Origin of the sequence: Pseudomonas sp. GV071, assembly GCF_003050835.1 — a bacterium.
Taxonomy (GTDB): Bacteria; Pseudomonadota; Gammaproteobacteria; order Pseudomonadales; family Pseudomonadaceae; genus Aquipseudomonas.
In genome coordinates, this window is record NZ_QAOJ01000003.1 from 62,885 (window position 1) to 75,224 (window position 12,340).

A 12,340-nucleotide genomic window follows, 5' to 3' on the forward strand; every position below is an offset into this window, starting at 1 on the left:
TGGCGCTTGTGGCGCTCACCTCAAACAGAGGGGGCAAAGGCCGATGCAGCCTCTCCCCACCTGGAATTACGCTCGGTACTCCTCTGGGTTTAGTGCAAACCCGGGAAAGCCGCGACTATCGGGCGCTTGAGCGAAAAAGCGGAGCACGGAATGTAGTGGCAGCGCGGCGCCAGCTTCTTGCAGAAAACTACGGAGTTTTTAGCAAAAACTCTGACCTGGGGAACTATTGGCCACGGTGCGACGGGAGGCAAAAACAGGTGCAGTTGGCCGGTTAGTGCAGGGCCTCGTAACCATGCCGGCCGAGGAAGTCGATCTGCGTCTTGCCCAGGCCACGCAGGTGGCTGACGGCAGCCAGCAGCAGGGGCTGGCGCAGGTTCGCTTGAGTGATGGCCAGTACCTGGCCGTCGCGCTCGAAGTTGAGCAGGTGGGCTTTGTCCGGGGTGTCGCGGTAGCTGCGGGCGAACAGCGCGAGCTCGCCGTGGCGGAACTGGTAGATGTCGTACTCGTAGTGGTACTCGGGATTACCGTCGGCATCCGGCTCACCGGCGTCGATATGCCTGCATACGCTGACGTCCGGTTGCAGCAACGTCGTTGGGGCACGCCACACGTCCAGACTGTCGACCACATCGCCGGCAGCGAAGGCCCGGTGGAAAACCTCAGCATCAAAGCCCGGCAGCCAGGTTTGCAAATGCCGCACAAAGCGCCGGTTGATGCGCCAGCTGGCCAGGCTCAGCACCTGGCCATCGAAGGCCACGAACTCCCACACGCAGGAAAACCCGACCACCGCGTCATAGTGAAAATTCACCTGGGCGAGGTCCACCAGCGGCAGGCGTTGGCGGCTGAAGCAGGCACTTTTCACCAGCACGCCCTGGCGCAACCGCAGGTGCTCGGGCCATAGCAACACCAGCACATAGATGCCGGCGGCTACGCTGACCAGCAGCGCCAGGTTGGCGACGGAGAACCAGGTGGGCATTACTTTTCGATCACCTGGCCGCGCATCGGCGCCAGCCGCGCCAGCAGACGGTTCTGCGCCGGCTGCGGCACACCTTCGGCTTCCATGGCGTCTTGCAGATTTTCGACCAAGGCGTTGAAGTCGCTGCGAGTCAGGTGCTGGCCCTTGTGGCTTTCTTCCATGCTGTCGCCGGTGTAGGTGCAGGGGCCGCCGGCTTCCACGCAGAACTGCTCGACCAGCTTGTCGCGCAACCGTTCGATATCAATGTTGGTGAAGTGCTCGACGATGCGCGGGTCTTTGGCGATGTTGAGCAACATGCCTTCAACGATGCGCGTGATGCCTTCGCGCTCGCCGAGGTCGCGGTACAGGCTGTCATCCTTGGGCGGTTGCTGGGCGCAGGCGCTGAGACCGAGCACCAGCAGCAGGCTGATTAGCAGGCGCATGCTCAGAAACTCCCCTGCAGGGACAGGTAGGCGCCGTCCTGGTTGTCGAGGGTGGCGATTTCCCCCAGGCGCGCGTAGGCGAGCACCACGGAGAAGTGTTTGTTGGGGAAGTAAGCAAGGAACACGTCAGCCCAATCGCTTTCGCCGGCGAAGTTGAGGTTGTCGGGTTTCTCCCGGTACTCCACGCCCATGGCCCAGCGCGGGTTGAACAACACCGCCAGCGAGCCTTCTTTCAACACGCTGCGCTCGTCGCGGCGGTCGCCACCGAACCCGAGCAGGCCCAGCTCGTTGGCCCGGCTGTAGCGCAGGCCGCCGTTGACCAGCAGGTTGTAGCCAAAGGCGCCGCCGAGGAACAGACGGCTGGCGGCGATATAGCCCTCCGTGTCTTCGTCGCGCTGGGCACCGACCAGGCTGGGGATCAGGAAATCTTTCTGCCGCTTGTGTTCAATTCCCAGTGACACCTGGGGCAACTGGTCGTATATCAGGTCGCCGAATAGGCGCACTTTGAGGCCAAAGATGTCCTGGCTCAGGGTGTTTTCCGGGAGGTTGAGGTCGCGCGCCAAGGTGCCGAGGTCGAAGCGCTGACGGGCGTAAGACAGCTCGATGCGGTTGCCGTAGGACACCGCGCCGCCGGCTACGTCCAGGCGGTAGTCGCCGGTTTCCACGCGAGTGACAAAGGCATTGCCGCCCCACTCGCTTTGCTCGCCATAACCGGCCAGCACCGCCCAGGGCGTGATGCCGCCACCCGCCGCGCCGTCGATGCTGCTGGCGCCACCGGTGGCCAACAGGCGGCCGTTGTCAGCCAGGGCGGCAGCGCTGGCGAGGGTGAGACCGAGGGTCAGTGTGCCAAGGATTTTATTCATCCGTTCTTCCCTGTTGCTGCCGTAGGTTGGGTTGAGCGAAGCGAAGCCCAACGGGCCATGCGCGGTTGCGTGGGCAACCTTGGTTCGCTCGTTGGGCTTCGCCTTTGGCTCAACCCAACCTACGGAGCGAGTTTTTAATGCAACATCGCCAGGTTGGCGCGCAACGGCTGCGCCACCCAGGCTTCGAAAGCGGCGGCGCTCAGCGGCCGGCTGATCAGGTAGCCCTGCGCAGTGTCGCACCGCCATTTCTCCAGCAAACGCAGGCTGCGTTCAAACTCGACGCCCTCGGCCACCACTTTCAGGCCCAGGCTGTGGCTCATCTCAATGGTTGAACGGACGATCACCGAGTCTTCGCTGGCATCGTCGAGTTCGCGGACAAAGGATTGGTCGATCTTCAGTTCCTGCACCGGCATGCGTTTGAGCTGGGCCAGGGACGAATAACCGGTGCCGAAATCATCCACCGACAGGCTGATGCCGCAGGCGCGCAGGCTGTGCAGCACCTTGAGGGCGGTTTCCGGGTTCTGCATCACCGCGCTTTCGGTGATCTCGAAAATCAGTTGCTCGGCGGGCACGGCGTATTGGGTCAGCAGGCGGCTGACACGGGTGGCCAGGCCGATGTCATGCAGGTCTTCGGCGGAGATGTTCAGCGACATCAGCACCCGCAGCCCCCGTTGGTTCCACTCGCGCAGCTGGCGCAGCACCTCTTCGATCACCCAGGTGGTGAGGCTCTGAATGCTGCCGGTGCGTTCGGCCAGGGGGATGAATTCGCCGGGCGAAACCATGCCGTACTGTGGGTGCTGCCAGCGCAACAGCGCTTCGGCCTGGCGCACGTGCCCCTCGTTGATGTTCAGTTTGGGCTGATAGTGCAGCACCAGCTCGTTGCCTTCGGCAGCGCGACGCAAGTCGCGGATCAGGTTGATCTGCCGTTCGTGGTCGTCCTCGCGGCCCTGCTGGTACAGCTGCAACCGCCCAGGCGCCTGCGCCGCGTCACGCATCGCCAGGTTGGCACGGCGCAGCAGCTCGTCCGGGGTGGCGCCATCTTGCGGGTAGGCGGCAATGCCGATGCTGCAGTCCAGGGCGATGTCCTGAGTGCCGACGCGCAGGGGCTTGATCAGCAGTTGCTGCAGCTTGTCAGCGGTGGCCACCGCGCCGTCGCGGTCACTGCCATCGAGCATCACCAGAAACTCGTCGGCAAACAGCCGCGCCAGGCTGTCACCGGGGCGCAGTATCGCCTGCAGCCGCCGGCTGACCTGCTGCAGCGCCAGATCACCGCCACCGGGGCCGCAGGTTTCATTCACCGAACGGAAGTTACCTATGCCCAGGTTGAGCACCGCCATCGGCCGCTCGGCCATGATCGAGCTGCCCAGCCGTTCGATCGCCAAGGTGCGATTGGGCAAACCGGTGAGGCCATCGTGCAGGGCGTTGTGGGCCAGCTGCCGTTCGCGCTCGGCGAGGTCGGTCTGCATTTGCTGGAAGGTCTTGGCCAATACGCCGAATTCGTCGCGGCGCTTCAAGTCGATATCGCCCTGGTAGTCGCCCTGCCCGACCCGTTCGGCCACCTGGGCCAACTGCCGCACCGGCCGCGAGATGCTACGTGCCAGCAGCAGCGCGCCGACCAGCGACGCCAGCAGGGCCAGCAAGGCAATCACCAACACACGCTGGTCCAGCGGTTTGAACGCCACCAGCGCCTGGTCCAGCGAGCTGTGCAAAAACGCCTGCACTTGGTAGTGCGTGCCGTTGGCCAGTACCAGTTGCTCGTTGAGATAGCGCTGGCCGGAAAACTCGAACTCCTTGAGCGTGGTGGTGCGCTCAAGCTGCAGGTTGGCCGCCATCATTTCCGATTCCTGGTCGGCGCTGAGGGTGCTGATCAGGCGGCCAGGGCTGTTGTTTTCGATGGCCAGAAACGACACGTCGAGGTTGGTCAGGCTGCGCAGCTCATTGGCCAGCGCCTCATCCATGCGAAAGCCCATCACCACCCGCGCAATCGGAATCGGCGCCAGCACCTGAGCTTCCACCAGCAGGTGCGGCTCGTGGTTGATCGACACGATCAGCGCCGATTGCCCCGAGCGCCGCGCTTCGGCCAACTCGCCGGCATAGCGGAACGGGGTGCCCGCCTTAAAGGTGTCCTGGCCTTGGCTTGGCGCGCTGGTGTCGGCAGTTGCGGTGATGCTGCCATCCAGGCCGAGCAGCAGCACTTCGGTGGCATCTATGCGTTTGCCGTGGTTGGCCAGCACCGAGCTGATGGTGGCGGTGTCGCCGCTGGCGACCGCGTCTTTGAAGCCGAAATCCGAGGACAACACCTGCACCGCATCGCTGATCTGCCGGCTGCGCACTTCGAGCAAACGCTCGAACACCCGCACACCTACCTCCAGCTGTTCGCTGGCCTGTTTTTTCACCGCGTCGGCGGTGGCCACTTTGACCGCGAAGTACAGCGTGCCGATCACCACCAACAGCAGCAGGATCAGGACGCTGGCAATGCGCGTCTGGAAGCTATTGCTGAGTTTCACTCGCGGCCTTCTTGAATGCGTTGCCAAAAGCCGAAGGTTTCGGCGCGTATTCGTGCGCCTCGTCTTCCTCGCTTTCGTTGCTGCCGGCAGGAACATTGACGGCGTACTGCTGGCTGGCGCCCTTTTCGCTCACAGTCAGCTCACCACCCTTCTGCGGCAGCAGGTCGGGGCTTTTCGGGTGCCAGAGGGTGACGATGTAGTGGCCCGCCGGCAGTTGCAGGCTGACCTTGCCGTTGGCGTCGCTGGACGCGAACCAGGGGTCATCGGTGACATAGATGTAGCCCACCATCCAGTCATGGATATTGCAGCCCAGCACCACTACACCGGGCTTGTCGAAAGTGATCGGCTCGGACGGCGTGCCCTCGTACAAGCGCAGTTCGAAACGCTTGGCCGGTGAAAAGGAATACACGTGGTGGCGGATGTTGTCGCTATTGGGGAAGGTCACTTTGGTGCTGGTGTGCACGGCCAGCACGCGGGGGGAAAACTGTTTCTGCACCTGGTCCATGATCGCCGTCTGCGCGGGCAACTCGGCATCGGTCGGCCCTTGCAGGCTGATCACCGCGCCATTGAGCGGTTTACCCTGAGCGTCCACCAGGGTCGCCTGCAACGACGCGGCGCCTACCGAGCAGCTGGTGAACACGGCACACACGGCAGTCAATGAAAGCAGTCTGAACGAGCGAAGAAGCTGGGCCAGGTTAAGCGATAGGGGCATACCAACTACCTTGTCGAGTGCAAAAAACCTAGGATTTGGCGCGCTGAACGGAACCTAGGGCAAGCCCGCCAGCCTGCTGTTGGCTAGCAGACTAACGGATTAACCGACGGCGTTCACCCCGAAAATATGGCAAGTGGCCATTATTGTGTGCCGCGCGGAAAAACGGCGGTCTGTAGGAAATATAGTCGGGAAATGGCGAAGGCCCAGTCTCAAGGTTGAGACAGTGGTGAGGCCCTATTGCACGCCGCGCAGGCGCTTGGGAGTCAGCCCGAGGTAGCGGCGCATGGCCGTGGTCAACGCGCTCTGGCTGGAGAAACCGCATTCTTCAGCGATACGAATCAGCGGCAGCGCACTTTCGCGCAGCAACCGCGAGGCGCGGTCGAGACGGATTTTCAGCAGGTACTGGTGCGGGGTCAGGCCCAGGCTGTCCTTGAACTGGGCGTGGAAATGGCTGGGGCTCAGGCAAGCCACCTGGGCCAGTTCGGCCACGCTGATGCGCCGCGCCAGGTGCTGGTCGATATAGGCATCCAGACGCTCGACGTTCAGCGGCCCTACCGAGCGCTGGCGGCGCTCACCGAACAGGCGCACGTGCAGGGCGCGCAGCAACACGCCACTGAGGGAGCGCGCCAGCTGGGTGTCGCTGCCATACCGCGCCAGCTCGGCGCCGGCGTAGCTCAGCAGGTTTTGGAAGTCGGCATCCAGGGCCGGGTAGCGCGGCATGTCGAACAGACGGGCGAGCAGGTCGAGGTCGTCGGCCGAACTATCCTGCTCATCCAGGTCGATGATCAGCATGCGGTTGTCACCCACCCCGGCGAACTGGTGTTCGGCATCGCCCGGCACCAGCACGGCGCGCATACGGCACACCTCACCACCCCGGCCATTGACCTCGAACTCGGCACGGCCGGCCAGCGACAGCACCAACTGGTGGTGATCGTGGGCGTGTTCGTGGGTCTGGTCGTCGAGGCGTAACAGGCGGGCTTCTAACATGGCGCGAACTGATCAAAATTTGCGCACATGGTACGGGAATGCCCCTTTTTTGCCCAGCCAGGACCGACCAGCGCGCCATTGTTGTGCGTCACACCGTACCTGTAGGAGTGGCCGGGCGGCGCTTCGCTTCAGCCGCGATGCTTTAAAAGATCAAGGGCATCGCGGCTAAAGCCGCTCCTACGAGTCGGGGAAAGTCGCTGAGATTGCCATTGAATTGTTTCGCCACCCGACCCATCTACCTAGTCATGTAGAGACCACAGGTGCCGCATGAACGACCACGTTACCGATATCGACGACGAAGACACGCTGACGCCCGAGGGCCTCCATCTCCCTCACGCTCTGGCGCTGCCCAATCAGCGGCCGCCCGAGCGCTTGTATGTCATCCCCATTCACAACCGCCCGTTCTTCCCTGCTCAGGTGTTGCCGGTCATCGTCAACGAAGAGCACTGGGCGGAAACCCTCGAGCTGGTGGCCAAGACCGAGCACCACAGCCTGGCGCTGTTCTATGTCGACCAGCCGGTGACTGACCCGCGCCACTTCGATACCGATAGCCTGCCCGAGCACGGCACCCTGGTGAAAATCCACCAGGCCAGCCGCGTCGACGGCAAGCTGCAATTTGTCGCCCAGGGCCTGCAGCGGGTGAAGATCCGTGGCTGGCTGAAACGCCATCGCCCGCCGTACCTGGCCGAGGTCGAGTACCCGCCAAGTGCCGATGACCGCCGCGATGAGGTCAAGGCGTACGGCATGGCGTTGATCAACGCGATCAAGGAGCTGCTGCCGCTCAACCCGCTGTACAGCGAAGAGCTGAAGAACTACCTGAACCGCTTCAGCCCCAACCAACCGTCGCCGCTGACCGACTTCGCCGCCGCCCTCACCACCGCTGCGCCCAAAGAGCTGCAAGAAGTGCTGGATACCGTGCCGGTGCTGCAACGCATGGAAAAAGTCTTGCCCATGCTGCGCAAGGAAGTGGAAGTGGCGCGCCTGCAGAGCGAGCTGTCGGCCGAGGTGAACCGCACCATTGGCGAACACCAGCGCGAGTTCTTTCTCAAGGAACAGCTCAAGGTTATCCAGCAGGAACTGGGCCTGACCAAGGACGACCGCAGCGCCGATATCGAACAGTTCGAGCAGCGCCTGGAAGGCAAGACCCTGCCCGAGCAGGCAAAAAAACGCATTGATGAAGAACTGAACAAGCTGTCGATTCTGGAAACCGGCTCCCCGGAATACGCCGTCACCCGCAACTACCTGGACTGGGCGACCATGATTCCCTGGGGCGTGCACGGCAAAGACAAGCTCGACCTGCAGCATGCCAAACGGGTGCTGGACGAACAGCACTCTGGTCTCGACGACATCAAGGAACGGATTCTCGAGTTCCTCGCCGTCGGCGCCTTCAAAGGCGAGATTTCTGGCTCCATCGTATTGCTGGTGGGCCCGCCCGGCGTGGGCAAGACCAGCATCGGCAAGTCGATTGCCGAAACCCTCGGCCGGCCGTTCTACCGCTTCAGCGTCGGCGGCATGCGCGATGAGGCCGAGATCAAGGGCCACCGCCGCACTTACATCGGCGCCCTGCCCGGCAAGTTGGTGCAAGCGCTGAAGGAAACCGAGGTGATGAACCCGGTGATCATGCTCGACGAGATCGACAAGCTCGGCGCCAGCCACCAGGGCGACCCGGCCTCGGCGTTGCTGGAAACCCTCGACCCGGAACAGAACGCCGAATTCCTCGACCACTACCTGGACCTGCGCCTGGACCTGTCCAAGGTGCTGTTCGTGTGCACCGCCAACACCCTTGATTCAATTCCTGGGCCGTTGCTCGACCGCATGGAAGTGATCCGTCTGGCGGGCTATATCGCCGAAGAGAAGTTCGCCATCGCCAAACGTCACCTGTGGCCCAAGCAATTGGAAAAGGCCGGGGTGCCGAAGCAGCGGTTGAGCATCAGCGACACCGCGCTGAAAGCGGTGATCGAGGGTTATGCCCGCGAAGCCGGGGTGCGCCAGTTGGAGAAACAGCTGGGCAAGCTGGTGCGCAAAGCGGTGGTCAAGCTGCTGAACGAACCGGACAGCAAGCTGAAAATCGGCCCGAAAGATCTGGAAGCCTACCTGGGCATGCCGCTGTTCCGCCGTGAGCAGTTGCTGTCGGGCGTCGGCGTGATCACCGGGCTGGCCTGGACCAGCATGGGCGGCGCTACCCTGCCCATCGAAGCCACGCGCATTCATACCCTCAACCGCGGCTTCAAGCTGACCGGGCAACTGGGGGAAGTGATGAAGGAATCGGCCGAGATCGCCTACAGCTACGTCAGTTCGCACCTGAAGGAATTTCGTGGCGACCCGACCTTCTTCGACCAGGCCTTCGTGCACCTGCACGTGCCCGAAGGGGCAACGCCGAAAGACGGCCCCAGCGCCGGGGTGACCATGGCCAGCGCCCTGCTCTCGTTGGCGCGCAACCAGGCGCCGAAAAAAGGCGTGGCCATGACCGGTGAGCTGACCTTGACCGGGCATGTGCTGCCGATTGGCGGCGTGCGGGAAAAAGTCATCGCCGCGCGGCGGCAGAAGATCTACGAACTGATCCTGCCCGAAGCCAACCGCGGTGACTTCACCGAATTGCCCGACTACCTCAAGGAAGGCATCACCGTGCACTTCGCCAAACGCTTCAATGATGTGGCGAAGGTGTTGTTCTAGACCGTCGCACGCCCCGTAGGAGCGGCTTCAGCCGCGATGCTCTTGAGATCAAAAAGCATCGCGGCTGACCGGAGCGCCGGACCCGCCGCTCCTACGAGGATGTGGTATCCAACAAATACCTGGTTTGGAGCTATGCTTGCGGCCATTCGTCGCCCTTTGGACAGGAAGGTTTCCATGACTGCTGCTCGCCTGCTTCTCCCCGTTGGCCTCGCCCTGCTGGCAGCCTGCGCCCAGCAACCCAGCAAAAACGTCGCCGTGCAGGTGGAGAATTCGGCGGACTGCCCGGCCGTTCTGCACCCCGGCCAGCAACTGATCGTGACCCTCAGCAGCAACCCCACCACCGGTTTTCGCTGGCAGACCAAAGATGCCGCCAGCGGTGTGCTGCGGGTGCTCAGCCCGGAGGTGTACAGCAATCCTGAGGATGCCGGCATAGTCGGCGGTGCCGGTGTATCCACCTGGCGCTTCCAGGCGACAGAGGCTGGTAGCGGCGAGTTGATCATGGCCTACCACCGCCCGTGGGAACCGGAAGTGGCGCCCGCGGAAGTCTTCGATTGCGCTATTACCGTCAAGTAACGGTTGCTCCGACTAAGCAACGCTTTTGTGGGAGGGGCTTCAGCCGCGAGCTTTTAAATCAAAAGCATCGCGGCTGAAGCCCCTCCCACAGCTAGTTGGCAAGCCCGACATACGGCGCGATCGGAGCCTGCTTCTGGCGTGATTCGCCTGGGGTTCGTGCCTTGGCGTCGGCATAGTCGCCTGCACAACCACCACAACAAGGACTGTGTATGCGCTGGCTCGCTCTCGCCCTCTTGGGCACGTTGGCTTTTGTCTATGGCGTGCTCACTGACTGGCCGCTGCTCTCCCTGCTCGCCAAACCGCTGCCGGTGCTCGCCCTGCTGGGCTGGCTACGCGGCGCCGAAGCGGGCCCCTACCGCCGCTGGATCGCCATTGGCCTGCTGTTTTCGCTGGCCGGCGACATGCTGTTGCAGTGGTCGCCCGAGCTGTTCGTGTTTGGCCTGGGGGCTTTCCTGCTGGGCCATCTGGCTTACCTGATGGCCTATCTGAGCGACAGCCGCCGCTTTGCGCCCTTGGCGTTGCTACTGGCCCTGATCGCCGGCGGCAGCATGTTCGCCACCCTCGCCAGTGCCGGCCTTGGCGGTTTACTGATCCCGGTGGCGCTGTATGCCCTGGCGATCAGCGCCATGCTCTGGCGCGCCCTGGCCCGCGCCAGTTCTGCGTCGATCAGCCGGCAGTCGGCCTACCTCGCGGCCATTGGTGCGGCGCTGTTTGTGCTGTCGGACAGCCTGATCGGCATCAACCGTTTCGTCAGCCCATTCGCGGGCGCCCACTACGCGATCATCCTCACCTACTGGCTGGGCCAATGGGGCATCACCGCCTCCGCGCTGTATCGCCGTGCAACCGTTGAGAAGGATGGGTATGGCAGCGCGGCCACAGCTGGTTAAAATGGCGCCCTTTTTGAGCCAAGCGTAACCACCGTGAGCCAGGAATCCGACCGTCTCTTCGCCGTGCCTTTGCCGACCGTGCCCGACTTCACTTTCAATGAAGCCGTGGTGCGGGTGTTTCCGGACATGATCAAACGCTCGGTGCCGGGCTACCCGACCATTGTCGAAAACATCGGCGTGCTGGCCGCGCAATTCGCCCAGCCGCATAGCGTGCTGTATGACCTTGGCTCGTCTCTTGGCGCGGTGACCCAGGCCTTGCGCCGCCATGTGACCTGCAGCGACTGCCGGGTGATTGCGGTGGATAACTCCAGCGCCATGGTCGAGCGCTGCAGCGAATACCTGCACGCCCAGGACTCGATGTTCCAGGAGCTGCTGCCGGTCGAGGTGATAGAAGCCGACATTCTCGGCCTGCAACTGCAGCCCACCTCGCTGGTGGCGCTGAACTTCACCCTGCAGTTCATCAAGCCGGAACAGCGCCTGGAGCTGCTGAGCAACATTCGCCAGGCCTTGCTGCCCGGCGGCGCACTGATCCTTTCGGAAAAACTGCGTTTCGACGATGAGCAAGAGCACGAGCTGCTCACCGACCTGCACGTGGCGTTTAAACGCGCCAACGGCTACAGCGAGCTGGAAATCGCCCAGAAGCGCAACGCCATCGAAAACGTGATGAAACCCGACAGCCTCGAACAACACCGCGAACGCCTGCTGGCCGCCGGCTTCAGCAAGGTGGTGCCGTGGTTCCAGTGCCTGAACTTCGCTTCTCTGATTGCCCTGCCATGATTGACCTCAGCCCCCTGGTCCGCCATCTGGCGGGCACGCCCCTGGCCAATTGGGCCAACACCCTGCAAGCGCAACTCGACACCAAGATGGACAAAGGCCATGGCGACCTGGAGCGCTGGCAAGGCGCGCTGGATGGCCTGCCCGCGCTGACGCCGACCACCGTCGACCTGCAGAGCGGCCTGCTGCTGGATACGGACTGCGACGACGCCACCCGCGTACAGATGCGCCAGGCACTGATGGGGTTGTCACCGTGGCGCAAGGGCCCGTTCGATCTGTTCGGCGTGCACGTCGACACCGAATGGCGCTCGGACTGGAAGTGGTCGCGGGTTTCACCGCATCTGGATCTGCGCGGCAAACGCGTGCTGGATGTCGGCTGCGGCAATGGCTATTACCAATGGCGCATGCTCGGCGCCGGTGCCGACAGCGTGATCGGCATCGACCCCAACTGGCTGTTCTTCTGCCAGTTCCAGGCCGTGCAGCGTTACCTGCCCGAGCTGCGCGCCTGGCACCTGCCCTTCGCCCTGGAAGACCTGCCGGCTGGCCTGGAAGGTTTTGACACGGTGTTTTCCATGGGCGTGTTCTACCACCGCCGCTCGCCGATCGAGCACCTGCTGGCGCTCAAAGACTGCCTGGTTAAGGGCGGAGAACTGGTGCTGGAAACCCTGGTGATCGAAGGCGATGTGAACCAGGTGCTAGTGCCCGAAGACCGCTACGCGCAGATGCGCAACGTGTGGTTCCTGCCCTCGGTGCCGGCCCTGGAACTGTGGCTACGCCGCGCCGGTTTCAGCGACGTGCGCTGCGTGGACGTGAGCGTGACCAGTGTCGAAGAACAGCGCAGCACCGAGTGGATGCGCTATCAATCGCTGAGCCACTTCCTCGACCCGCACGACCACAGCAAAACCGTAGAAGGCTTGCCGGCGCCGATGCGGGCCGTTATCACTGCCCGCAAGTAATACACCCAACCGT

Annotated in this window: 11 protein-coding genes; 5 read left to right on the forward strand and 6 right to left on the reverse strand. The window is 63.1% G+C overall.

Going from position 1 to position 12,340, the window contains the following annotated elements:
* Window positions 1-271: 271 nt before the first annotated feature.
* The 6 genes from C8K61_RS26875 to C8K61_RS06845 form a co-directional block, all read right to left on the reverse strand.
* Window positions 272-973, reverse strand: a complete 702-nt coding sequence (locus tag C8K61_RS26875) for a hypothetical protein (RefSeq protein WP_218277804.1) — start codon at window positions 971-973, stop codon at window positions 272-274.
* Window positions 973-1,395: a group 1 truncated hemoglobin gene (locus C8K61_RS06825; protein ID WP_108095458.1), complete on the reverse strand. Its 423-nt coding sequence runs from the start codon at window positions 1,393-1,395 to the stop codon at window positions 973-975. Before C8K61_RS06825 ends, C8K61_RS26875 begins: the two co-directional genes overlap by 1 nt.
* Window positions 1,396-1,397: 2 nt before the next feature.
* Window positions 1,398-2,258 carry a DUF3034 family protein gene (locus C8K61_RS06830; protein ID WP_108095459.1) on the reverse strand — a complete coding sequence of 287 codons (861 nt, stop codon included), beginning with the start codon at window positions 2,256-2,258 and terminating at the stop codon, window positions 1,398-1,400.
* Window positions 2,259-2,392: 134 nt separating this feature from the next.
* Complete coding sequence (locus C8K61_RS06835; protein ID WP_108095460.1) at window positions 2,393-4,765, reverse strand: bifunctional diguanylate cyclase/phosphodiesterase; 2,373 nt, start codon at window positions 4,763-4,765, stop codon at window positions 2,393-2,395.
* Complete coding sequence (locus C8K61_RS06840) at window positions 4,749-5,405, reverse strand: methylamine utilization protein (RefSeq protein ID WP_108095825.1); 657 nt, start codon at window positions 5,403-5,405, stop codon at window positions 4,749-4,751. The genes C8K61_RS06835 and C8K61_RS06840 overlap by 17 nt, the downstream gene beginning before the upstream one ends.
* 306 nt (window positions 5,406-5,711) lie before the next feature.
* Window positions 5,712-6,464, reverse strand: a complete 753-nt coding sequence (locus C8K61_RS06845; protein ID WP_108095461.1) for an AraC family transcriptional regulator — start codon at window positions 6,462-6,464, stop codon at window positions 5,712-5,714.
* A 267-nt stretch (window positions 6,465-6,731) separates the two neighbouring features.
* On the opposite strand from C8K61_RS06845, the gene lon reads away from it, so the two are divergent.
* From lon to cmoB, 5 genes are all read left to right on the forward strand, one after another.
* Window positions 6,732-9,137 carry an endopeptidase La gene (lon, locus tag C8K61_RS06850; RefSeq protein ID WP_371919975.1) on the forward strand — a complete coding sequence of 802 codons (2,406 nt, stop codon included), beginning with the start codon at window positions 6,732-6,734 and terminating at the stop codon, window positions 9,135-9,137.
* A gap of 174 nt (window positions 9,138-9,311) precedes the next feature.
* Window positions 9,312-9,710: a protease inhibitor I42 family protein gene (locus C8K61_RS06860; protein WP_108095463.1), complete on the forward strand. Its 399-nt coding sequence runs from the start codon at window positions 9,312-9,314 to the stop codon at window positions 9,708-9,710.
* Between the two features lie 209 nt (window positions 9,711-9,919).
* The gene (locus C8K61_RS06865; RefSeq protein WP_108095464.1) at window positions 9,920-10,597 is read left to right on the forward strand and encodes a lysoplasmalogenase; all 678 of its coding nucleotides are present in this window, start codon (window positions 9,920-9,922) and stop codon (window positions 10,595-10,597) included.
* 33 nt (window positions 10,598-10,630) lie between these two features.
* Window positions 10,631-11,374: a carboxy-S-adenosyl-L-methionine synthase CmoA gene (cmoA, locus tag C8K61_RS06870; protein WP_108095465.1), complete on the forward strand. Its 744-nt coding sequence runs from the start codon at window positions 10,631-10,633 to the stop codon at window positions 11,372-11,374.
* Entirely contained in the window at window positions 11,371-12,327 is a 957-nt protein-coding gene (gene cmoB, locus C8K61_RS06875) for a tRNA 5-methoxyuridine(34)/uridine 5-oxyacetic acid(34) synthase CmoB (protein ID WP_108095466.1), read from the forward strand. The genes cmoA and cmoB overlap by 4 nt, the downstream gene beginning before the upstream one ends.
* Window positions 12,328-12,340 lie beyond the last annotated feature (13 nt).